This window comes from Pseudomonas sp. 9.3L (assembly GCF_058536285.1).
In genome coordinates this window covers 301019-322786 of sequence record NZ_JBZUBK010000001.1, presented here as the reverse complement: position 1 = coordinate 322786, position 21768 = coordinate 301019, and the positions used below count along the sequence as shown (strand labels likewise).

Annotated in this window: 26 protein-coding genes; 14 read left to right on the top strand and 12 right to left on the bottom strand. The window is 60.8% G+C overall.

Annotated elements, in window-relative coordinates; genetic code table 11:
* Window positions 1–43: 43 nt before the first annotated feature.
* Genes rdgB through AC4LE2_RS01425 form a run of 3 tightly spaced genes read left to right on the top strand, consistent with a single transcriptional unit; the run spans window position 44 to window position 2109 of the window.
* Entirely contained in the window at window positions 44–640 is a 597-nt protein-coding gene (gene rdgB / locus AC4LE2_RS01435; protein ID WP_491823644.1) for an RdgB/HAM1 family non-canonical purine NTP pyrophosphatase, read from the top strand.
* Complete coding sequence (gene hemW / locus AC4LE2_RS01430) at window positions 637–1776, top strand: radical SAM family heme chaperone HemW (RefSeq protein ID WP_491823642.1); 1140 nt, start codon at window positions 637–639, stop codon at window positions 1774–1776. Before rdgB ends, hemW begins: the two co-directional genes overlap by 4 nt.
* Before the next feature lie 9 nt (window positions 1777–1785).
* The gene (locus AC4LE2_RS01425; protein ID WP_491823640.1) at window positions 1786–2109 is read left to right on the top strand and encodes a DUF3392 family protein; all 324 of its coding nucleotides are present in this window, start codon (window positions 1786–1788) and stop codon (window positions 2107–2109) included.
* A gap of 23 nt (window positions 2110–2132) precedes the next feature.
* Here AC4LE2_RS01425 and trmB read toward each other — a convergent pair whose 3' ends face one another.
* The 4 genes from trmB to AC4LE2_RS01405 all read right to left on the bottom strand — a co-directional run bounded on the left by trmB (window position 2133) and on the right by AC4LE2_RS01405 (window position 4352).
* Window positions 2133–2855: a tRNA (guanosine(46)-N7)-methyltransferase TrmB gene (trmB, locus tag AC4LE2_RS01420; RefSeq protein ID WP_491823638.1), complete on the bottom strand. Its 723-nt coding sequence runs from the start codon at window positions 2853–2855 to the stop codon at window positions 2133–2135.
* Between the two features lie 8 nt (window positions 2856–2863).
* The gene (locus tag AC4LE2_RS01415; RefSeq protein WP_491823636.1) at window positions 2864–3658 is read right to left on the bottom strand and encodes a thiazole synthase; all 795 of its coding nucleotides are present in this window, start codon (window positions 3656–3658) and stop codon (window positions 2864–2866) included.
* 41 nt (window positions 3659–3699) lie between these two features.
* Window positions 3700–3900, bottom strand: coding sequence for a sulfur carrier protein ThiS (gene thiS / locus AC4LE2_RS01410; RefSeq protein ID WP_491823635.1), 201 nt, complete (start codon window positions 3898–3900; stop codon window positions 3700–3702).
* Window positions 3901–3980: 80 nt separating this feature from the next.
* The gene (locus AC4LE2_RS01405) at window positions 3981–4352 is read right to left on the bottom strand and encodes a DUF423 domain-containing protein (RefSeq protein WP_491823633.1); all 372 of its coding nucleotides are present in this window, start codon (window positions 4350–4352) and stop codon (window positions 3981–3983) included.
* 71 nt (window positions 4353–4423) lie between these two features.
* Here AC4LE2_RS01405 and mtgA point away from each other — a divergent pair, with 71 nt between their 5' ends.
* The gene (mtgA, locus tag AC4LE2_RS01400; RefSeq protein ID WP_491828020.1) at window positions 4424–5152 is read left to right on the top strand and encodes a monofunctional biosynthetic peptidoglycan transglycosylase; all 729 of its coding nucleotides are present in this window, start codon (window positions 4424–4426) and stop codon (window positions 5150–5152) included.
* A 121-nt stretch (window positions 5153–5273) separates the two neighbouring features.
* Here the strand turns inward: mtgA and rpoH are convergent, their stop codons facing one another.
* The 4 genes from rpoH to ftsY all read right to left on the bottom strand — a co-directional run bounded on the left by rpoH (window position 5274) and on the right by ftsY (window position 9282).
* Window positions 5274–6128: an RNA polymerase sigma factor RpoH gene (rpoH, locus tag AC4LE2_RS01395; RefSeq protein ID WP_491823631.1), complete on the bottom strand. Its 855-nt coding sequence runs from the start codon at window positions 6126–6128 to the stop codon at window positions 5274–5276.
* A gap of 105 nt (window positions 6129–6233) precedes the next feature.
* Window positions 6234–7259, bottom strand: coding sequence for a permease-like cell division protein FtsX (gene ftsX / locus AC4LE2_RS01390; RefSeq protein WP_491823629.1), 1026 nt, complete (start codon window positions 7257–7259; stop codon window positions 6234–6236).
* The gene (ftsE, locus tag AC4LE2_RS01385) at window positions 7256–7927 is read right to left on the bottom strand and encodes a cell division ATP-binding protein FtsE (RefSeq protein WP_491823627.1); all 672 of its coding nucleotides are present in this window, start codon (window positions 7925–7927) and stop codon (window positions 7256–7258) included. Before ftsE ends, ftsX begins: the two co-directional genes overlap by 4 nt.
* Window positions 7924–9282: a signal recognition particle-docking protein FtsY gene (gene ftsY / locus AC4LE2_RS01380; RefSeq protein WP_491823625.1), complete on the bottom strand. Its 1359-nt coding sequence runs from the start codon at window positions 9280–9282 to the stop codon at window positions 7924–7926. Before ftsY ends, ftsE begins: the two co-directional genes overlap by 4 nt.
* A 229-nt stretch (window positions 9283–9511) precedes the next feature.
* Here ftsY and AC4LE2_RS01375 point away from each other — a divergent pair, with 229 nt between their 5' ends.
* Genes AC4LE2_RS01375 through AC4LE2_RS01360 form a run of 4 tightly spaced genes read left to right on the top strand, consistent with a single transcriptional unit; the run spans window position 9512 to window position 13938 of the window.
* Window positions 9512–10867, top strand: coding sequence for a M16 family metallopeptidase (locus tag AC4LE2_RS01375; protein WP_491823623.1), 1356 nt, complete (start codon window positions 9512–9514; stop codon window positions 10865–10867).
* Window positions 10860–12314 carry a M16 family metallopeptidase gene (locus AC4LE2_RS01370; RefSeq protein ID WP_491823621.1) on the top strand — a complete coding sequence of 485 codons (1455 nt, stop codon included), beginning with the start codon at window positions 10860–10862 and terminating at the stop codon, window positions 12312–12314. The genes AC4LE2_RS01375 and AC4LE2_RS01370 overlap by 8 nt, the downstream gene beginning before the upstream one ends.
* Window positions 12314–12907: a 16S rRNA (guanine(966)-N(2))-methyltransferase RsmD gene (gene rsmD / locus AC4LE2_RS01365; protein WP_491823619.1), complete on the top strand. Its 594-nt coding sequence runs from the start codon at window positions 12314–12316 to the stop codon at window positions 12905–12907. The genes AC4LE2_RS01370 and rsmD overlap by 1 nt, the downstream gene beginning before the upstream one ends.
* Window positions 12908–12912: 5 nt before the next feature.
* Window positions 12913–13938, top strand: a complete 1026-nt coding sequence (locus AC4LE2_RS01360; protein ID WP_491823618.1) for a hydrolase — start codon at window positions 12913–12915, stop codon at window positions 13936–13938.
* Here AC4LE2_RS01360 and AC4LE2_RS01355 read toward each other — a convergent pair.
* On the bottom strand, window positions 13935–14801 hold the full coding sequence (locus AC4LE2_RS01355) for a sulfurtransferase (RefSeq protein WP_491823616.1): 867 nt from the start codon (window positions 14799–14801) through the stop codon (window positions 13935–13937). The genes AC4LE2_RS01360 and AC4LE2_RS01355 overlap by 4 nt on opposite strands.
* Window positions 14802–15002: 201 nt before the next feature.
* On the opposite strand from AC4LE2_RS01355, the gene AC4LE2_RS01350 reads away from it, so the two are divergent.
* From AC4LE2_RS01350 to AC4LE2_RS01340, 3 genes are all read left to right on the top strand, one after another.
* Window positions 15003–15221, top strand: coding sequence for a phosphopantetheine-binding protein (locus AC4LE2_RS01350; RefSeq protein WP_491823615.1), 219 nt, complete (start codon window positions 15003–15005; stop codon window positions 15219–15221).
* 116 nt (window positions 15222–15337) lie between these two features.
* Window positions 15338–15817, top strand: coding sequence for a pantetheine-phosphate adenylyltransferase (coaD, locus tag AC4LE2_RS01345; RefSeq protein ID WP_491823613.1), 480 nt, complete (start codon window positions 15338–15340; stop codon window positions 15815–15817).
* A 93-nt stretch (window positions 15818–15910) separates the two neighbouring features.
* A complete protein-coding gene (locus AC4LE2_RS01340) occupies window positions 15911–16162 on the top strand; it encodes a YfhL family 4Fe-4S dicluster ferredoxin (RefSeq protein WP_491823611.1) in 252 nt (83 codons plus the stop codon).
* A gap of 4 nt (window positions 16163–16166) precedes the next feature.
* On the opposite strand, the gene AC4LE2_RS01335 is transcribed toward AC4LE2_RS01340, so the two are convergent.
* Together AC4LE2_RS01335 and mutM are read right to left on the bottom strand one after the other, a co-directional pair.
* Window positions 16167–16505, bottom strand: coding sequence for a multidrug transporter (locus AC4LE2_RS01335; RefSeq protein WP_491823609.1), 339 nt, complete (start codon window positions 16503–16505; stop codon window positions 16167–16169).
* Between the two features lie 81 nt (window positions 16506–16586).
* Window positions 16587–17399, bottom strand: coding sequence for a bifunctional DNA-formamidopyrimidine glycosylase/DNA-(apurinic or apyrimidinic site) lyase (gene mutM / locus AC4LE2_RS01330; protein WP_491823607.1), 813 nt, complete (start codon window positions 17397–17399; stop codon window positions 16587–16589).
* A 188-nt stretch (window positions 17400–17587) separates the two neighbouring features.
* Between mutM and AC4LE2_RS01325 the strand changes: the two genes are divergently transcribed.
* From AC4LE2_RS01325 to AC4LE2_RS01315, 3 genes are all read left to right on the top strand, one after another.
* Window positions 17588–18784, top strand: coding sequence for a class I SAM-dependent rRNA methyltransferase (locus tag AC4LE2_RS01325; protein ID WP_491823605.1), 1197 nt, complete (start codon window positions 17588–17590; stop codon window positions 18782–18784).
* Window positions 18785–18939: 155 nt separating this feature from the next.
* Window positions 18940–19275, top strand: a complete 336-nt coding sequence (locus AC4LE2_RS01320) for an MFS transporter (RefSeq protein WP_491823603.1) — start codon at window positions 18940–18942, stop codon at window positions 19273–19275.
* Between the two features lie 47 nt (window positions 19276–19322).
* Window positions 19323–20012 (top strand): MFS transporter, encoded by a 690-nt coding sequence (locus tag AC4LE2_RS01315; RefSeq protein WP_491823601.1) that lies wholly within the window; start codon window positions 19323–19325, stop codon window positions 20010–20012.
* Here AC4LE2_RS01315 and mgtE read toward each other — a convergent pair.
* Complete coding sequence (mgtE, locus tag AC4LE2_RS01310) at window positions 19990–21306, bottom strand: magnesium transporter (protein ID WP_491823599.1); 1317 nt, start codon at window positions 21304–21306, stop codon at window positions 19990–19992. The two genes, AC4LE2_RS01315 and mgtE, sit on opposite strands and share 23 nt — an antisense overlap.
* Window positions 21307–21768 lie beyond the last annotated feature (462 nt).

Sequence of the window (21768 nt, the reverse complement as noted above, 5' to 3'; positions counted from 1 at the left end):
CGCTATCCGGCGCCAGGCGCCTTCACGATTACCTCTATTTCTTATGACGATGTTCACCCAATTGGTACTGGCCAGCCATAACGCTGGCAAACTCAAAGAGCTTCAAGCCATGCTGGGCGACCGCGTGCACCTGCGCTCCGTCAGTGAGTTCAGCCAGGTAGAGCCTGAAGAAACCGGCCTCTCCTTTGTGGAAAACGCCATTCTCAAGGCCCGTAACGCGGCTCGCTTATCGGGCCTTCCTGCACTGGCCGATGACTCAGGCCTGGCGGTGGATTACCTTGGCGGCGCACCGGGAATCTATTCAGCCCGCTACGCTGACGGCCAAGGGGATGCTGCGAATAACGCCAAGTTACTCGCTGCCCTGAGCGAGGTCCCCGAACCTGAGCGTGGCGCGCAATTCGTGTGTGTACTGGCGCTGGTACGGCATGCCGACGACCCGCTGCCCATTTTGTGCGAAGGGCTGTGGCATGGTCGTATCCTGCCCGCCGCCAGTGGTGCCAACGGTTTTGGGTATGACCCGCTGTTTTGGGTTCCAGAACGTCAGTGCTCCAGTGCCGACCTCAGCCCGGCCGAGAAAAACCAGCTAAGCCATCGGGCACGGGCCATGGCCCTGTTACGCCAGCGCCTGGGTATCGAATGAACCCGCTGCCCCCATTGGCGCTGTATATCCATATTCCGTGGTGCGTACGCAAATGCCCTTATTGCGACTTCAATTCCCACGCCGCCGGGCCGGAGTTGCCTGAAGACGCCTATGTCACCGCCCTGCTCGACGACCTGGACCGCGACCTGCCGGCAGCCTTCGGGCGGCCCCTGACGTCGATTTTTTTTGGGGGCGGTACGCCTAGCCTGTTCAGCGCTCAGGCACTAGCACGGCTGCTTGAGGGCATTGCTCAGCGGATCAGCCTGGCACCTGATGTAGAAATCACACTTGAGGCCAACCCTGGCACCTTCGAGCAGGATAAATTTATCGCTTATCGCAAGATTGGCATCAACCGATTGTCCATCGGCGTTCAGAGCTTCCAGGCAGACAAACTAGCAGCGCTAGGGCGCATCCATAACGGCGATGAAGCGCTGCGGGCTGCAGAGATGGCACGCCGGGCAGGCTTCGATAACTTCAACCTGGACTTGATGCATGGCTTGCCGGGGCAAACCCTGGAGGAGGCCTTGGACGACCTGCGTCAGGCCATCGCCTTGGCACCCACGCACCTGTCGTGGTACCAGCTCACGCTCGAACCTAATACGGTGTTCTGGAACCAGCCGCCCCAGCTACCTGAAGATGACACGCTGTGGGACATCCAGGAGGCTGGCCAGGCGCTGTTGGCGAGCGAAGGCTTTGCCCAGTATGAAGTCTCGGCCTATGCGCGCCCTGGCCGCCCTGCACGGCATAACCTTAACTACTGGAGCTTTGGAGACTTCATCGGTATTGGCGCCGGGGCTCATGGCAAGCTGACCGGCATTGACGGTGTGATACGACGTACCTGGAAAACCCGTCTGCCCAAGGATTACTTGAACCTGGCAAAGCCCTACCTGGCCGGTGAGAAGGTACTCACGGCCGATGAACTGCCGTTTGAGTTCCTGATAAACGCCTTGCGTTTGACTGAAGGCGTGCCTGCAACATTGTTCACCGAGCGTACAGGGCTCCCTTCAAGCGCCCTGGAGGCAGGCCGTCGCGACGCCGAGCACAGGGGGCTGCTACAAGTCGGCCCCGGCCACCTGGCCGCTACGCCGCGCGGCCAACTGTTTCTCAATGACCTATTACAATTATTTCTAACCTGAGGACCCTGGATGGATCAGCTTCTGGATCTGCTTTCAACGATGTCGCGGTGGTGCCGAGGCAATCTCTCTGAAATTGCCCTGGCCTTGGTGGGCTGTGTGCTGGTGTTGTTTGGGGCCCAGGTCAAAGCCTGGGGCGAACAGAAGATAGGCAGCATGGGAGGCGTGCTACGCATTCCCATGATGGCCCTGGCCTGCCTCGTAGGCAGCGGCGCTGCATTGATTTACGCCACGCCGTGGGTGCTCAAGGGGCTGCAGCAGTTCAGCAACTACAGCTTGGCACCGGTACTGCTCGTGGTGCTGGTACTGCTCGGGGTCGTAGCGGACCGTAAGTAAGGGCCGCTATTGCCGAGCGGGTGTCAATCCACCCGCTCGAACTTCAAATCCCAGACCCCATGGCCCAGGCGCTCGCCACGGCGCTCGAACTTGGTCACGGGCCGCTCGGTTGGGCGCTCTACCCAGCGCCCATCGCTGGCCAGGTTACGGTAGCCAGGCGCGATGCTCATCACTTCAAGCATGAACTCCGCGTAAGGCTCCCAGTCCGTAGCCATGTGCAGGATGCCTCCGGGCTTGAGCTTGCTGCGCACCAGCTCGGCAAACGCAGGCTGCACGATTCGACGTTTGTGGTGGCGGCTCTTGTGCCAGGGGTCAGGGAAGAACAACAGTAAACGGTCAAGGCTCGCGTCTGCCACGCAGCGTTTGAGTACTTCGATCGCGTCGCAGTCGTACACACGCAGGTTACTGAGACCTTGGGTCAGCACCCCGTTCAACAGGGCGCCCACGCCTGGGCGGTGCACTTCAACGCCGATGAAATCCTGCTCTGGCGCAGCGGCGGCCATCTCAAGCAGCGAGTGCCCCATACCAAACCCGATTTCCAGCGTGCGAGGGGCCGTGCGGCCGAACACTTCGTCGAAATCCACTGGGGCGTCTGCCAACGGCAAGATGAACTGAGGCCCGCCTTGATCCAGCCCACGTTGCTGGCCTTCAGTCATGCGCCCGGCGCGCATGACAAAGCTTTTGATGGCTCGGTGGTGCGCCGGCGTAGCGTCGGCCTCAGCCGGAGTAGGATGTGAATCAGTCATTGGGGCTCTTACTTGATCAGGCCATCCAGCGGCGAAGAGGCGCTGGCATAGAGTTTTTTCGGCATGCGACCGGCAAGCCAGGCCAGGCGGCCGGCAATGATCGCGTGTTTCATGGCTTCAGCCATTTGCACCGGGTGTTGCGCGTGGGCAATGGCTGAGTTCATCAATACGGCTTCGCAACCCAGCTCCATGGCGATGGTGGCGTCTGACGCGGTACCCACGCCTGCGTCGACCAGCACGGGCACCTTGGCTTCTTCCAGGATGATCTGCAGGTTATAGGGATTGCAGATGCCCAGCCCTGTGCCAATCAGCCCGGCCAGGGGCATGACAGCGATGCAGCCCATGTCTGCCAGCTGACGGGCAATGATGGGATCATCGCTGGTGTACACCATTACATCGAAGCCCTCTTTGACCAATACTTCGGCCGCTTTAAGGGTTTCGATCACATTGGGGAACAGCGTTTTCTGGTCTGCCAGCACCTCAAGCTTCACCAGGTTATGCCCGTCGAGCAGTTCTCGGGCAAGGCGACAGGTGCGCACGGCCTCGACCGCGTCGTAACATCCAGCCGTGTTGGGCAGAATGGTGTAGCGATGAGGTGGTAGCACGTCCAGCAGGTTGGGCTCACCTGGCGTCTGGCCAATGTTGGTGCGCCGTACTGCTACCGTAACGATTTCAGCCCCGGAGGCTTCAATGGCCTGGCGAGTTTCATCCAGGTCCCGGTACTTGCCAGTGCCTACCAGCAAGCGTGACTGGTAGGTGCGGCCGGCCAGGACAAACGGCTTGTCGCTGCGGGATGTACTCATGGAAAGTCCTCGTATGTGAAGAAGAGCGTTACGCGGGTGGCCTAGCCACCGCCGATGGCCTGCACCACCTCTACCTGGTCACCCTCACTCAATGCGGTGCCGGCATGTTCACTGCGTGGCACGATGCCCTGGTTGAGCTCGACCGCAACCCGCCGCCCGGCCAGCTCCATGCGGGCCAACAGCCCGGCCACGGTTTCGCCGTCAGGTAGCTCGAAGGTGTCTCCGTTCAATTGAATGCGCATGTAGGGGCGCCATTGCCAGTGGGGGGCGTGCATTCTAGCCCGATCAGCCGCGCCCACCAAGGCTAGGCCAGCCCTTGGGGTTAGCCTAGCCGCCAAGCGGCCACACCAAGGCAGGCCCAGCCGGCCAGAAACGCCAGCCCGCCAAATGGGGTAATGATGCCAAGCCGGCCGACCCCGCTAAGTGTGAGGGCGTACAGGCTGCCAGAAAACAGCACAATGCCTAGACAGAACAATGCCCCCGCCCACGCCATTAACCGCCCTGGCATCATGCTCGACAGCACCGCCACGCCCAACAACGCCAACGCATGCACCAGCTGGTATTGAACCCCTGTCTGGAAAATCGCCAGGTACTCAGGCGACAGCCGCCCTTTGAGACCATGGGCCGCGAACGCCCCCAAGCCTACGCCTGTAAAACCAAAGAGGGCGGCCAGTATCAGAAAAATGCGCAACATGGGTGTTCATCCAATCGTCCAGCTACAGGGCCTGTATAATGGCCCGCTCTTCCGCCGGGGCCAAGCTCGCTATGCTAGGTACGTTATTGCAGTACATCTGCCGCTTTCTGATGTGGTTCGCCCTAGGCAGCATAGCGCTGGTGCTGGTATTTCGGTGGGTGCCGCCGCCCGGCACCGCCTTGATGGTAGAGCGCAAGGCGCAGTCCTGGTTTGACGGCCAGCCTATTGAATTGCAGCGCTCGTGGCGCCCATGGGCCAGCCTGCCGGATGACCTCAAAATTGCCGTGATTGCAGGTGAAGACCAGAAGTTTCCGTTTCACTGGGGCTTTGACCTTCCTGCTATTCGCGCTGCCTTCAACCACAATGAACGCGGCGGGTCACTCCGGGGTGCGAGCACGCTCACTCAACAAGTCGCTAAAAACCTGTTCCTATGGAGTGGCCGAAGCTACGTACGCAAGGGGTTAGAGGCGTGGTTTACTCTGCTGCTGGAGGTGCTGTGGCCAAAGCAGCGTATTTTGGAGGTGTACCTCAATAGCGCGGAATGGGATGACGGCGTATTTGGCGCCGAGGCCGCCGCCCGGCATCATTTCAATACCAGCGCGGCCAACCTTACCCGTCAACAAGCCAGCGTGCTGGCTGCGGTATTGCCCGCCCCTCGGGAATGGAGCGCAAGCCGGCCAAGCGCCTACGTGCTTAGGCGTGCCGCCTGGATTCGACAGCAAATGGGGCAATTGGGCGGCGCAGATTACTTGGCAAACCTGAACCAGGCACGGCCTGCACCGTGGGTCTTTGAAAAGTAGAGGCGGGCGTAGGTAGTACGGTGGGCCATGTTCGCGAACTCTGCCGTTGGCTGCGTTTGCTCCTACCCGTTGCGACGTTTCCCACGGGTAGGAGCCGGCGAAGCCCGCGAAAGGCTATGTCTCAGGCAGCAATAGTGCCCTTGAGCTTGTTCATTGCGTTTTTTTCTAACTGGCGAATGCGCTCAGCCGACACATTGTACTTGGCAGCCAAGTCATGCAGGGTCGCCTTCTCCTCAGCCAGCCAGCGTTGATAAAGGATGTCGCGGCTACGCTCGTCCAGTACTTCCAATGCCTCATGCAGGTTATTGGTGGACGTGTCTGTCCAGTCGGCGTCCTCTAACTGGCGCGCCGGGTCGTACCGATGGTCTTCCAGGTAGTGGGCAGGCGACTGGAACGCGCTGTCATCGTCTGCCTCTGCGGCTGGATCGAACGCCATGTCCTGGCCTGTCAGGCGGCTTTCCATTTCGCGCACTTCCCGCGGCTCCACGCCCAGGCTTTCGGCAACCCGGTGAACCTCTTCATTGTTCAACCAGGCGAGGCGCTTTTTCTGGCTGCGCAGGTTAAAGAACAGCTTGCGCTGCGCCTTGGTGGTGGCCACCTTGACGATGCGCCAGTTACGCAGGATGAATTCGTGAATCTCAGCTTTAATCCAGTGCACCGCGAAGGAGACCAGACGCACGCCCATTTCGGGGTTAAAGCGCTTCACAGCCTTCATCAGGCCTACGTTGCCTTCCTGCACCAGGTCAGCTTGCGCCAACCCGTAGCCTGAATAGCTACGGGCGATATGCACCACGAAACGCAGGTGAGCCAGTACCATCTCACGTGCGGCTTCGAGGTCTTGGGCGTAATAGAGTTTTTCAGCCAGTTCACGCTCCCGCTCCGGTGTCAGCAACGGAATGCTGTTAACCGTATGCACGTATGCCTCAAGGTTCGCACCTGGGACAAGCATGTAAGCAGGTTGCAAAGAAGTGGTCATTTAAAACCTCCAACAAACAGATATGCGCCTTGTGAGCGCCGACTCAATAGACCCTGTAATTCGGGATGAGTTCCGAAGCCAGGGCCTTTGACGTCAAGAAAACGTTTAGCGTGGCGCCAGCTCCCTGAGGTGCCTCGCCACTGCAATCCACGCACCGATATACCCTAACAATACGGCCCCTAGCAATAGGGAAAGGCCGTCCCCGGCAGGCACACCACCCAAGGCAAAGTCACTGCCATAAAGCCCCGCCAGGTTCACTACGGCGCCATTGAGCCAGTCCAGCCCAAACGCCAGGACCGCCCACGCCAATAGGCCAGCGCCCAAACCATAGAGCGCGCCCATGTACAGGAATGGCCGCCGTACATACGAATCTGTTCCGCCAACCAGCTTTATGACCTCGATCTCATTGCGGCGGTTCTCGATATGCAGCCGAATGGTATTGCCAATAACTAGCAGTAGGGCAGAGATCAACAGTACCGCCAGGCCGAATACGAAGCGATCACCCAACTTGAGAATGGCTGCAAGGCGCTCGACCCACACGAGGTCTAGCTGGGCCTGCGCTACGTTCGGCAACTGTGCCAGCTGCTCGCGCAGGGCTTCCAGGGCAGGCTTGTCTACTTCACGCGGGGTCACCACCACTACGCCAGGCAAGGGGTTGTCTGGTAATTCCTTGATGGCCTCGCCCAGGCCGGATTGCTGCTGGAAGGCGTCGAGGGCGTCTTCTCGGCTGATGAACTCGGCCTCTGCCACCCCACTCAGCGCCTTGGCCTGGCTGACCAAGGCTTCGCCTTCCTGGGTACCGGCCTCCATGCGCATATAAAGAGAAATCTGTGCTGCTCGCTGCCATGAGCCACCTAGCCGCTCTACATTGGTGAGCAACAGCGACAGCCCCATGGGCAAGCTCAGGGCAACCGCCATCACCAGGCAGGTGAAGAAGCTACCGAATGGCTGTCGACCTAGCCGCTTGAGGCTGTCTACCAGGCTGGCCCTATGGCTTTCCAGCCAGGCATTGAGGAGGGTGCCGAAATCCGGGCCGTCATCATCATGTTGGCCTTTGGGCTTTTTCGGCGAGGGCTCCGAGGGTTTCGGTGCCACACGATCAGATACCTTAGGGCTGCGCGTCGCGCTCATTGGCCAGCCTCCCCGTCACCGATCAAACGGCCACGTTGCAATGTGAGCATGCGGTGGCGCATGCGAGCGATGAGCGCCAAATCATGACTGGCGATCAGTACACTGGTGCCTAACCGATTGATGTCCTCGAATACGCCCATGATTTCTGCTGCCAGGCGGGGGTCGAGGTTGCCGGTAGGCTCATCTGCCAGCAGCAACGCAGGCTTGTGGACGATGGCGCGAGCAATGCCCACGCGTTGCTGCTGGCCTGTGGACAAGTCGCCCGGATACAGGTCGCTTTTGTCGCCCAGCGATACACGATCGAGTGCTGCATCCACGCGCTTGGCAATCTCTGCCTTGGCTAGCCCCAAAATTTGCAAAGGCAAGGCAATGTTGTTGAACACGGTACGGTCGAACAACAACTGGTGGTTTTGAAAGACCACGCCGATCTGCCGACGCAGGAAGGGGATTTGCGCATTGCTGATCTGCCCCAAATCCTGGCCTGCCAGTAGAAGCTTCCCGCTGGTGGGGCGCTCCATGGCGAGCAACAAGCGCAACAGCGTGCTCTTACCGGCGCCGGAATGCCCCGTCACGAACAGGAACTCGCCCCGACGAACCCGAAAACTAAGCTCATGCAACCCAACATGGCCATTGGCATAACGCTTACCAACCTGCTCGAAGCGGATCATGGCCGGTCTCGCTCCGCGAACAGGGCACCGACAAAGGCCTCGGCCTCGAACGCACGCAAGTCATCAATACCCTCGCCCACCCCGATGTAACGGATGGGCAACCCAAACTGCTTGGCCAGGGCGAAGATCACTCCCCCTTTGGCAGTGCCATCCAGCTTGGTCAAGGCCAGCCCTGTAAGGGCAACGGATTGATTGAAGTGCTTGGCCTGGTTGATAGCGTTCTGGCCCGTGCCGGCGTCCAGCACCAGCAAGACTTCGTGAGGCGCTTCTGCGTCCAGCTTGCCGATCACGCGGCGCACCTTTTTCAGCTCCTCCATCAGGTTGTCCTTGGTGTGGAGCCGCCCGGCGGTATCGGCGATCAACACATCCATGCCCCGCGCCTTGGCAGCCTGCACCGCATCGAAAATCACGGAGGCAGAGTCGGCGCCGGTATGCTGGGCAATGACAGGGACGCCATTACGCTCCCCCCACACCTGCAACTGCTCGACCGCTGCCGCACGGAAGGTGTCGCCAGCAGCGAGCATTACCTTTTTGCCTTCACGCTGGAAGCGAGCCGCCAGCTTACCGATGGTGGTGGTTTTACCGGCGCCGTTCACGCCCACCACCAGAATGACGAAGGGGCTGTGCTGAGGGCTCATCACCAACGGCTGCTCAACGGGCCGCAGCATGTCTGCCAGCTCATTTTGCAACGAGGCGTACAGGGCCTGTACGTCTGTCAATTGTTTGCGGGCAACCTTTTGGGTCAGGTTGCGAATGATCACCGACGTGGCCTCTACTCCTACGTCAGCCGTTAGCAGACGCGTTTCAATCTCATCCAGCAGATCGTCGTCGATGGCCTTCTTGCCCAGGAACAGGCTGGCCATACCTTCGCCAATGCTGGCACTGGTTTTACTCAGGCCTTGCTTGAGACGGGAGAAAAACCCCGCCTTGGGGGGCACTTCTGCCACTACGGCAGGTACCTGAGGCGGGGGCAAGTCAGGCTCGGCCGGCACTGAAACCGGCGCAATGGCTTCAGCCTGGGCCTGCTGCGCAGCCGTGGGCGGCGGCAAGGGGGCAGGCTCAGGTTCAGGTTCGATGCCCACGGGCTCTTCAGGAACCGGTAGCTCAAGCCTGGCCTCAGGCACCACTGCTGCGGGGGTGGGCGCTTCTGGCTCGTCAAGGAGCACAGGCTCCGAGACCACTACAGGCTCTGGAGCGAGGGCTACGGCCTGCTCGGCCGAGACGTCGGCAGGTGCAGGCGCTGGAGGCTCAGGCTGGGCGGCAGGCTCTTGAGGCTTTTTACGCAGCCAGCCGAACAGGCCTTTTTTCTCTCCGGCCGGGGCCGGGGTCTTCTTATCGTCACTGGAACCAAACATGGAAGGCGGCTATCTCAGGTAGCGAAGCGCCAGCCGGGGCGCTTCGGGAAATCTGGAGGTCGCAAAACAGACCCTTTTTCACCCGGCGCGTTCGTGCAACATTTTGCGTCGATACACTGGCAAAACCGCTGCTGTAAGCGTGGCCGTAGGCCGGGCGGATCAGTATCCTAGCACCTCCTCGCCCGCCGACGCTAAGGCCAGGGGCATTCGTACAGGTTCCGTAACGAAAATGACCGTTCTTACTCGCCGTCTTGCCCGTTGGCTGGCAGGCCTGGCCTGCACTTCCCTGGCCACGGCTGCACTGGCTGCCCAGCCTACTCACGAATTCCTCTTGGCCAATGGCTTGAAGGTAGTCGTCAGGGAAGATCACCGCGCCCCGGTGGTGGTCTCACAGCTCTGGTACAAGGTGGGCTCCAGCTATGAAAGCCCAGGCCAGACCGGCTTGTCGCACGCACTGGAACACATGATGTTCAAAGGCAGCAGCAAGCTGGGGCCGGGCGAAGCCTCCCGCGTATTGCGTGATTTGGGCGCAGAAGAAAACGCGTTCACCAGCGATGATTACACCGCGTTCTACCAAGTGCTGGCCCGCGACCGGTTGCCCGTCGCGCTGGAAATGGAAGCTGACCGCATGGCCACGCTGGCGCTTCCTGAAGCAGAATTCACACGTGAAATCGAAGTTATCAAGGAAGAGCGCCGCCTTCGCACCGACGACAAGCCCGCGCAAAAGGCGTTCGAGCTGTTCAAGGCTGCTGCCTACCCCTCCACCGGCTACCGCACGCCGACCATTGGGTGGATGGCAGACCTCCAGCGCATGACGGTAGACGAGCTGCGCGCCTGGTACCACACGTGGTACGCACCTAATAACGCAACGCTTGTGGTGGTCGGGGATGTGCAGCCAGAGGAGGTCAAAGCGCTGGCCGAACGCTTCTTCGGCAGCATCCCCCGCCGCCCGGTGCCAGAAGCCAAGCGCCCGATCGAAGTCCCCGAGCCTGGCGAACGCCGCCTTACCCTGCATGTCCGCACTCAACTGCCTAGCCTGCTCATGGCGTTCAATGTGCCCGGCGCTGCCACCGCCAGCGATGCCCGTAGCGTTCAAGCCCTTCGCTTGACCGTTGCCCTGCTGGACGGGGGCTACAGCGCGCGCATGGCATCGCAGTTGGAGCGCGGCTCGGAGGTGGTTTCCGGCTCATCGGCCAGTTACGACGCCTACGACCGAGGTGACAGCCTGTTTACCCTGTCGGCCACGCCTAACGTTGAAAAGCACAAAACCCTGGCTGATGCGGAGAGCGCCCTGTGGGGCCTGATCGATACGCTCAAGCGTACCCCGCCCTCCGCCGCAGAGCTGGAGCGCGTGCGCGCCCAATACATTGCAGGCCTGGTATATGACCAGGACTCCATCACCGCTCAGGCCACCGCCATTGGCCAGCTTGAAACCGTCGGTTTATCGTGGCAACTGCTCGATAACGAAACCCAGGCCCTGGCCCAGGTAACCCCTGCCGATATCCAACAGGCGGTGCGCACCTGGTTCACTCGCGATCGCCTGACCGTTGCCCACGTCCTCCCGGAGGCTATGCCCCATGACTGAGCACCGCCCGTTCGCGGCCATGTTGCTGACCTTGCTCGCCCTGGCCAGCGGCTCAGCGTTTGCCGACCAGCCTGCCCCCACGCCAACCGCAGCTGGCCTGGAAACCCTCGCCAGTGCCGAGGCCGCTGTTCCCGCCTACCGCCAGCTCAACGTGCAGCGGTGGGTGACTCAAGGCGGCGCTCGCGTGCTGTTCGTGGAGGCTCATGAGCTGCCCATGTTCGACTTGCGCGTGACCTTCGCTGCCGGCAGTGCCCAGGACGGTCGTTCACCGGGCTTGGCATTGATGACCAACGCCATGCTGAACGAAGGGGTGCCGGGCAAGGACGTAGACGCCATTGCCCGCGGCTTTGAAGGCCTGGGCGCAGACTTTGGCAACGGTGCCTACCGCGATATGGCCGTGGTCAGCCTGCGCACCTTGGTAGATACCGGTAAGCGCGAGCCGGCCATTGCGTTGTTTACCCAAGTCATCGGTCAGCCCACGTTTCCAGCCGCCTCCGTGGCCCGTATAAAAAACCAGCTGTTGGCAGGTTTCGAATACCAGAAACAGAACCCCGCCTACCTGGGCAACCAGGCGTTCATGGCCACGCTGTACGGTGACCACCCTTACGCCCATGGCAGTGAAGGCAATGCTCGCTCGGTGAAGGCCATTACCCTTGAGCAGATGCGGGCATTCCATAAGCGCGCCTATGCCGCAGGTAATGCCGTGATCGCCTTGGTAGGGGATCTGGACCGCGCCCAGGCCGAGACGCTGGCCGAGCGCGTATCGAAGGCACTGCCAGCGGGGCCGGCCGTGCCACCGGTGCCTCAAGCCACCGCACCCGTGGCCAAGGCTACGCACATCGAGTTCCCGTCCAAGCAGAGCCACCTGATACTGGGCCAACTGGGCATTGACCGTAAAAACCCTGACTATGTCGCCCTCACCATGGGCAACCAGATACTGGGCGGTGGCGGCTTTGGTACGCGCCTGATGACCGAAGTGCGAGAGCGACGTGGCCTTTCGTACGGCGTGTACTCGGGCTTTACGGCCATGCAGGCTCAGGGGCCGTTCACCATCGGCCTGCAAACCCGCGCTCAAGTCAGCGAAGGCACCTTGGAGTTAGTACGCAAGGTACTGCGTGACTACCTTCAAAGCGGCCCGACCGAGCAAGAGCTGGCGGCAGCCAAGAAAGAGCTCGCGGGAAGTTTCCCATTGTCCAACGCAAGCAATGCCAGCATCGTCGCCCAATTGGGCAGCATGGGATTCTATAACCTGCCGCCTTCATGGCTTGAGGATTTCCTGGCCCGCTCTCAACAACTGACTACCGATCAGATAAAGAGCGCGTTGAATCGGCACCTCAGTGAGGACAAAATGCTCGTCGTCACGGTAGGCCCTACGGTCGCTCAAGACCCGCTGCCACCGCCTACCGATCACCCCGCCGAGCCCGCGCTTGGCATTCCGGAGCACTAATGGCTATTCAACCTGCCACATCCGGCCCCCGTGGTGGCCAAGGCCAACTTCGTATCATCGGAGGCGAATGGCGCAGCCGCCGGGTAACCTTCCCCGAAGCGCCTGGCCTGCGCCCGACCCCAGACCGGGTACGGGAAACCCTGTTCAACTGGTTGTCGCCCCATGTCGCAGGCGCACGCGTGCTGGACCCGTTCGTAGGCAGCGGGGCGCTGTACCTCGAAGCGCTGTCCCGAGGCGCAGCCATGGGCCTTGCGCTCGATAACAACGCCGCCGCCATTGCCAGCCTGCGAAACAACCTCAACCTGCTCAAATGCCCGGTGGGCCAGTTGATGCAGGGGGACGCCGTGCGTTACCTGGAGAACCAGCCGCCCCAGCCGTTCGATCTGGTGTTCCTGGACCCGCCCTTCCACCAAAACCTGCTAGGGCCGGTGTGTGAGCTACTGGAAGGCAAAGGCTGGCTCGCCGACCGCGCCTGGGTGTACACCGAAAGCGAAGCGCTGCCGTCCAGCCTTGGCTTACCCGCCAGTTGGCGGCTGCACCGAGAAAAGCGAGCCGGGCAGGTGCATTACGCACTCTGGGCCAGAGGCGCCTGAAGCAAATGGCCCCCCTCGCCCCGCGGTTTCGTCCGGCGCCCGGCTTGGGCAACCCCCACCTGCAAACCCTGTGGGGTCCTTTTTGGCGCAAACAGCCAGACCTCCCACGCACCCGAGAGCGGTTATGGCTGGCCGATGGCGACTTCATCGATATTGACTGGCATGGCCCCAGCCATGAGCGGGCACCCTTGGCGCTCGTATTGCATGGCCTCACCGGCTCCTCACAGTCGCCCTACGTCATGGGCTTGCAGCGAGCCTTGGCCGAGCAAGGCTGGGCAAGCGCGGCCTTGAACTGGCGCGGCTGCTCAGGCGAGCCCAACCTCCTGCCCCGTAGTTACCACTCTGGTGCCACCGAAGACTTGGCTGAAGTCATCCAATGGGTGCAGGCACGCCGGCCACTGGCGCCACTCTATGCCGTAGGCTACTCCCTTGGGGGAAATGTACTGCTCAAGTACATGGGAGAAACCGGCGACCGTTGCCCCCTCAAGGGCGCAGTAGCGGTCTCTGTACCCTTCCGCCTCGACGAGTGCGCAGACCGCATGGGGTTAGGGTTCTCGCGGCTGTACCAAGCGCATTTCATGCGAGAAATGCTGGGTTACCTCAAGTACAAGCGCCTACGCTTCGAACGTGAAAGCCAAGGGCAGCACCTGGCGGCGCTCACGGCACTGGGCCCTCTGGAAGGCATCCGTACGTTCTGGGACTTCGACGGGCGCATCACTGCGCCGCTTCACGGGTTCAGCGATGCGCGGGATTATTACCGGCAGTCTTCGAGCCGCTACTACCTTAAATACATACGGCGCCCTTGCCTGCTTATCCAGGCCGAGGATGACCCATTTGTATTCACCCACAGCCTGCCGCAACCCAACGAGTTGGCCCCCGGCACTGTGTTCGAGCGCCATGCCAAGGGCGGCCATGTGGGGTTTGTGGAGGGGAGCCTACGGCGCCCGCGTTATTACTTGGAGCGGCGGATCCCACAGTGGCTCACCAGCCTGCAGCCTGCCCTTGCGGCGGATCAGGCGGCCCGCGCTTAGTGAGCGCCTGAGCCTGCTGCCTTTGGCCGATTGGCATCGGTGATCCACTCACTCCACGACCCCGCGTACAACGTGCCCAATGGCAGGCCTGCCAAGCACATTGCGAAGAGGTTGTGGCAGGCCGTTACCCCGGAGCCGCAATAGGCCACGACCTTCGCCTCACCCCGCGTGTTTTGCAAATAAGGCTCAAAGCGTGCCTTAAGCTGATCAGGTGGCAGGAACCCACCGTCTGGCCGCAGGTTACGTGTGAACTCAAGGCAGTGAGCACCCGGTATATGCCCAGCGACAGGGTCGATAGGCTCAACCTCGCCGTTGAAACGGGCCTGCGCACGTGCGTCGAGCAGCGTCAGGCCGTTCTGCCCCAACGCGTCGTGCAGCTGCTGCGCCGTCATTACAAGGCCAGGGTCGGGCTTTCCGGTTAACTGTCCGGGCTCGCCCGGTGGCGCGTTGAGGCTTAGCGGCAACCGGGCTTCGTGCCAAGCTTTCAAACCGCCATCCAACACATAAACCCCGTTACGCTTGCCCATCCACACCAACAGCCACCAGGCACGGGCCGCATAGGCCCCTGGGCCATCGTCGTAGAGCACCACATCGGAACCTGCGCTGATACCCCAACTCCGGAACCGCTCCAGCAAGTGACCAGGGTTAGGCAGCGGATGGCGACCGGTTACACCTTTCACCACCTTGCCACTGAGATCTCGCTCCAGGTCTGCGAACCGTGCCCCTTCGATATGCCCCTGGGCATAGCTGCGCCTCCCATAGTCCAGGTCATCGAGTGCTGCACGGCAATCGAGGATTACCAAGCCTGGCTCTTCGAGCCGCTGATTTAGCTGGGCTGGGGACAACAGTTGAGCAATAGGCATGGCAGGCTCCCTGGAAGTGAAGGATTGAGTCAAAGGTAATGGCGAAGCCGTTACCTGTTTGGTTGACTCACATCAGCAGACACCAGCACCGCTATCGAGTCACCATAAATGTATTAAAGCGAAAAGTGGCTTTTAGCCATTAATCGCATTTTAATCAAGGCGTACCTGAGTAATCACACGCTTTTAGGTAATGAGGCTGACATGAATGTATCTCGCGATGAAATCGCTACCCTGTGGATGAAACACCTGCAGGTAGACGTCGTGGACGACGAGGATAACTTTTTCGAACTGGGCGGTGATTCAGTGCAAATACTGCACATTGTGTACGAACTAAGCCTGAGGTATAGCACGTGGATAGACGTGCCCGGGTTTTACGCCAACCCTACCCCCGCCGGGCTCCTGGCGGCCACCGAAGGCTAATACTCACTTGTCGCTACGACGTTAAGGGGGCATACCGACGCCCGCATCGCTAGCGCGGCTGCTGGTGCCTGCGCTACCATCCGAATCCCTAACGGCTTCTCCCTCAGGACGATGCGATGAACCGAGTGTTGTATCCAGGCACCTTCGACCCTATTACCAAGGGCCATGGCGATCTGGTCGATCGGGCGTCTCGCCTGTTTGACACCGTAGTGATCGCGGTCGCGGCCAGCCCCAAGAAAAACCCCCTGTTCCCACTCGAACAGCGGGTTGCGCTGGCCAAGGAAGTCACTGCACACCTGCCTAATGTAGAGGTGGTGGGGTTTTCCACACTGCTGGCAACCTTTGCCAAGGAGCAGGGGGCAAACGTGTTGCTGCGAGGGCTGCGCGCGGTGTCTGACTTCGAATACGAATTCCAGCTGGCCAACATGAACCGCCAACTGGCACCCGACATCGAGAGCCTGTTTCTCACGCCTTCAGAGCGCTACTCGTTTATTTCTTCTACGCTGGTGCGCGAAATTGCAGCCTTGGGCGGGGATATCAGCAAATTCGTGCACCCGGCTGTGGCTGCGGCACTAACGGAGCGCTTCCAAGGCTGATCCGACACACTGGCGTGCAACGGGCCCGTGATTGGGGCAAAATGCACGCATTGTTCTTGATCGCCCTGGCGCCGGCCTGGGCTGGAGCCCCCCATGTCTTTGATCATTACCGACGATTGCATCAATTGCGACGTCTGCGAACCCGAGTGCCCAAACGCTGCGATTTCACAAGGCGAAGAAATCTATGTGATCGACCCCAACCTGTGTACTCAATGCGTGGGGCACTACGACGAGCCTCAGTGCCAACAGGTATGCCCAGTGGATTGCATCCCGCTGGATGAAGCCAACCCTGAAAGCCATGATCAACTTATGGCCAAGTACCAGCGCATCACAGGGCAACCTTAAGCCTTCAGTCGCGTTTGTAACCGCTGTCGGTGCAACCCAGGCAGCGTACGAAGGCTGCCTTCCCAGGGTCGACCACGAGTGCCTTGCCTGCCGCACCTACGTTACCGCCCAACGCGGTAAAGGGTAGCGATATCAGAAATACGCCTGCGCCCACCACGGTAGCCGCGATCAGCAAAGGCCGCGCAATCACCAGATCACCGACCATGGCGAAAGCTGGCGGCGCCTGGACATCGTAAACCGGGTCACCACTGGCGTTGCCTTGTGACACCTCCGCCATGGCGGGTAAGCATGGCAGTGCCACTGTCAGAGCCAGGGCATACGAAAAGGCACGAAACGGTTTCATGTGGCTTCCTTTTTCCCACCGGGAAAGCAACTGCGGGGTGCGTTCACTATATCAGCGTAGGCGCGGATGTCAGGCGCCCAATTATTTCTGACAGGTTGGGCAATACACGCTGGCGCGCTGCCCGAGGCGTATTTCCTTCAGGGTTTTCCCGCAGACCTTGCAGTATTCACCGCCTCGCCCATACACGAACAGCTCCTGCTGGAAGTACCCTGGCTGCCCGTCACCGCCGATAAAGTCGCGCAGCGTAGTGCCACCTCGTTCGATGGCATAGGCCAGAATGCGCTTGATCTCCACCGCTAAGCGTAAGTAGCGCCCACGGGAGATGCCCCCGGCAGGGCGGCGTGGGTCGATCCCTGCGGCGAACAACGCTTCGGTGGCATAGATGTTACCCACGCCGACCACCACATGATTGTCCATGATGAACGGCTTCACGGCAGCACTGCGGCCACGGGAAAGCGTGAACAACCGGTCCCCTGCAAAGGCGTCGGTCAACGGCTCGGGGCCCAGGTCTTTAAGCAATTCATGGGCATGAGGGTCGTTGCTCCAGAGCATGGCGCCGAACCGGCGAGGATCGGTATAACGCAGCGCCAGGCCATTTTCCAACTCGATGTCCACATGCTCATGCTTGAGCGGCGCCTGCCCTACCGGGACCAGGCGCAGGTTGCCGGACATGCCCAGGTGGGCAATCAGGGTGCCGACTTCGGCATTGAGCAGCAGGTATTTGGCGCGACGCTCAATGCTGATGAAGCGCTGGCCTGACAGGCGCGTATCAAGGTCGTCCGGCACCGGCCAACGCAAGCGGCGGTCGCGCACGATCACTCTGGCCACGCGCTGACCTTCCAAATGGGGAGCAATGCCGCGGCGGGTGGTTTCGACTTCTGGCAGTTCAGGCATGCGATGGCTCGGCAAAAGACGTGATGGAGGCTCGTTCAACAACAACTAGTCGAACACCGAGGCGCCGAGGTGGTTCCCTTCATAACCCAAGGCAGGCTGGCCCGACCAATGTTACTGCACGTCGGCCATGCTTGGGCCCTGACCGGTGCAGGTGCGTATAATCGCGCTCTTTTTTCCGGAGCGACCCAATGTCCCTGCCTAGCCTTCGCCTCAAAGCCAACGCCGACCGCCGGCTGCGCGCTGGCCACCTGTGGGTGTTCAGCAACGAGGTCGACGTTGCCGCAACGCCCTTGCACGGTTTTCAGGCGGGCGACCAGGCCATACTGGAGGCGGCAGGTGGCAAGGCCTTGGGTGTGGTCGCGGTTAGCCCGAACAACCTGATCTGCGCACGCATCGTCTCGCGTGACCCGCGCCTGCCCTTGGATAAATCCTTGCTGGTGCATCGGCTGAACGTAGCGCTTTCCCTGCGAGACCGTTTGTTCGACAAGCCTTTCTACCGGTTGGTGTACGGTGACTCGGACCTGCTGCCAGGCCTGGTGGTAGACCGCTTTGCAGACATCTTGGTGGTGCAGTTGGCCTCCGCCACCATGGAGGCACACAAGGACGACGTACTGGCCGCCCTTATTCAGGTGCTCAAGCCCAGCGGCGTGCTGTTCAAGAACGACGCCGCCTCGCGTGATGCCGAGGGCCTGGCGCGTTACGTGGAAACGCCATTTGGTGTGGTCCCGGAGTGGGTGCCGCTGGAAGAGAACGGCGTACGGTTCGAGGCGCCGGTGATCCAGGGGCAGAAAACCGGTTGGTTCTACGACCACCGCATGAACCGTGCGCGCCTGGCGCCCTATGTGAAAGGCAAGCGTGTGCTGGACCTGTTCAGCTATATCGGCGGCTGGGGCGTACAGGCCGGGGCATTCGGGGCCAGCGAAGTGTTCTGCGTTGACGCCTCCAGCTTTGCCCTCGATGGCGTGGAGCGTAACGCTGGCCTTAACGGTTTTGCCGAAAAAGTGACCTGCATCGAAGGCGACGTGTTCGAAGCCATGAAAGAACTCAAAGCGTCTGAAGAGCGTTTTGATGTGATCGTGGCGGACCCACCGGCCTTCATCAAGCGCAAGAAAGACCTTAAAAACGGCGAAGGCGCTTACCGCCGCCTGAACGAACAGGCCATGCGCCTGCTCAGCAAGGACGGCATTCTGGTGAGCGCCTCGTGCTCGATGCACCTGCCGGAGGATGACCTGCAAAACATCCTGCTCACGAGCGCACGCCACCTGGACCGCACTATCCAATTGCTGGAGCGTGGCGGCCAAGGGCCAGACCATCCGGTACATCCGGCCATCGCCGAAACCCGCTATATCAAGAGCATCACCTGCCGGCTGCTGCCCAACAGCTGAGTATTAAGGGCCCTCAAGCCTTCTATTTGTAGGACGCCAACGCCAGTTGGCGAATGAGCCGACAGGTGCCTGTAGGGATACTTTCCTACAGGTTTTTCAGCTCACGTCCTTTCGCCAGCTCGGGCTAACCTCGCTTTTTGAAGACGAGGTTTTCCATGCCCGCAACGAGGCTGATTTCAATCACGTTGTTATCGATGACGTTCCTAAGCGTCTTCGCCATAGACGTAATTCTCCCCTCTGTCCCTGCTCTGTCACAGCACTTCGGCACCGCTTCCTCGTCGGTCACCGCAGGCATTGGCGTATTTGTGATGGTCGTGGCGCTGGCGCAAGTTGTGATTGGGCCCATGTCGGACCACTATGGGCGCAAGCCTTTGTTTCTCACATGCATGGTGATGGCTGCTGTCGGCGCCCTCGGCTGCACCCTGGCTACGTCCTCTGCTGCTTTTCAGGGGTGGCGAATCGTTCAGGCTGTGGGGTGCGGTCACCCCTGATGGGCGTAGGCCTGCAATTACAGTTTGGATGGGAAGGTGGTTTCTTTGTGTCTGCTGTAATGGCCGTGGCAACTGGTGTACTCGCAATATGGGCATTGCCCAGCACCGTGAGCCTGAACAACCGCGAGCAGTCGACACCTGCGGGGCAGGCCATGAACCGGGCCGCTTTCATCAGTGCCAGTGGTGTAGCCATGCTGGCCTTCGCCAGCCATTTCTCTTTCATCGTGTTGTCCCCGGTTCTATTTCTAGAAACCCTGGCACTTAACGCCAATAGCTATGGCTGGCTGATGCTTGTCTACGGCGGTACGTACCTGATGGGAGCTTTAATCGCCACTCGCATTTCTGGGTGGGCAAACGAAAGCAGGCAAATACAGGCGGGGCTCGCACTCATTATCGTAGGCGGCCTGACCATGGGCGTTTTACACCTGGCGGCAAGCATGACAGCCGCTACGCTGCTGCTCGGCGTCTGCATCATGACGTGTGGGGTTTCACTGGCACGACCGGCAGCCACCACCATGGCCATGAATGCCCTGCCAGGGCGCGCAGGTACCGCTGCGGCGGGGCTGAACACCATCATCTATATGGGCGGCGGTGCGATCAGTGTGGGGCTTAGCCTCATCGAGGACATCGCGGCGGCCCTGCCTATAACCTTCGTCTTGTTTGGCGCGGCAGGCCTGGTGCTGTTCACCCTCGCCACCGCGCCCACTGACGCCGTTACAGCTCCAACACCTGACTAGCGATGGCGAAGTACACCAATACACCTGCCGCATCGGCAATAGAGGTAATCAAGGGGCCGCTGGCGGTGGCGGGGTCTAGCCGCAGGCGGCTGAGCAAAAACGGCAAGCTCATGCCGATCACGCTCCCAATCAACACGATGATGACCATGCTCGAGGCCACGATCGTTGCGATGGCAGGCCCGCCGCGCACCACGCCCAATAGCGCCACGGCAGCTGCCATGGTTAGGCCCAACGCCAGGGCCACGGTGCACTCCCGGCCCAGCAGCTTGATCCAGTCCCGCAGTACCACTTCACCCGTGGCGAGCGCTCGCACCATCAGGGTAGCGGACTGGGCGCCCGCATTGCCGCCGCTGTCCACCAGCAGTGGCAGGAAGAACACCAGGGCGATGTTCGCCGCGATGATGTCCTCGAAAGCCGCGATTCCGGCACCGGAGAACAGGTTGCCAAACACCAGCAGCACCAGCCAGAACACGCGCTTGCGGTACAACAAACCTACGGTAGCGTCTTTGAGGTTCCCTATATGAGCGGCGATAGAGGCGCCTTTGTGAAAGTCTTCGGTGGCCTCGTTTACCACCACGTCCATGGCGTCATCGCAGGTCACTATGCCTACCAGCTGCTGCTGGTCGTTGACGATAGGCAGCGCAAGCAGGTCGTACTCATTGATCAGCGCAGCCACTCGCTCTTGTGAGCAAGCCACGGGGGCGCTCACCACCTGCGCCCGAACCAGGCTGGCCACACGCGCATCGGGCTCAGCCAGCACCAGGTCTCGCAGCGACAATACGCCCGTGAGGCGCCGCAGGGTATCCAGCACATAGGCTTGGTAGATGGTCTCCGCTGCAGGTGCGCTCTGACGCAACGCAGCAATCGCTTGAGTCACGGTCATGCTGTTGTCGACCGTGCAGTATTCGCTGGTCATGATCGCGCCAGCAGTACCTTGTTTATGAGCGCTAAGCTTGAGAAGGTCGTCGCGCTCAGCTTGTGCAAGGGCCGTCAGCAAGGGGCCGCGTACCCCTTCGCCGAGCCGCTGGAACAAGTCGGCACGCTCATCGGCAGACATCGCGCTGATCAGCTGAGCGAGCTGGGCCCTGGACATGCACTCGGTCAACGCTACCTGCTGCCCGAGCGGAAGGTAGCCAAATACTTCGGCTCGCTGGGCGAGCCCGACCTGTTCAAGGGTTTCAAGTGCGTGCTCGCAGGTCATCAGGGCAAGGTAACGCGCAGTGTCAGCGGCCAACTGGGCCTTGGCGACATCCATGTGCGCGGTATGGCCGTGGGGGATAAAGGTTTGAGTCATGGCAATCTCCGGGCGTGCCAGGCAGGCCGGAGCGCCAACGGCGGATGCCGCTCAGCTCACCAGGCCAGGCGGCAACACGCCTGTTTCAGGTGGTCGATGGTCGATGAACTGGAAATGTCCATTCGTGGGTCTCTGGTCACCGCATATGCGGCGCAGGCATATTAGGAGCGTCGCCCCCCATGCAGCCACCCACCATGCGATAGCTGAAACGTTTCTCTGAAAATTCCTACATGCCTTGTCCATTGCCCACGAGGCGAGCCCATGGTCGGCAACCACCTTTCCTCTTGCAGCCAGCGGTGTAGAATCGGCCTATTCATCGCCAACTATCCCCCGGCGGTTTTACGAGCCAGGCCCGAGCTTGCGGCGATCCCGCGCAGCTGTCGGCCACGTCCGCAAGGGCAGCCCAACGGCCGCCTCTTCTGGAACCGTACACGGCTCGATTTCCCTGGAACCTGATTTCCC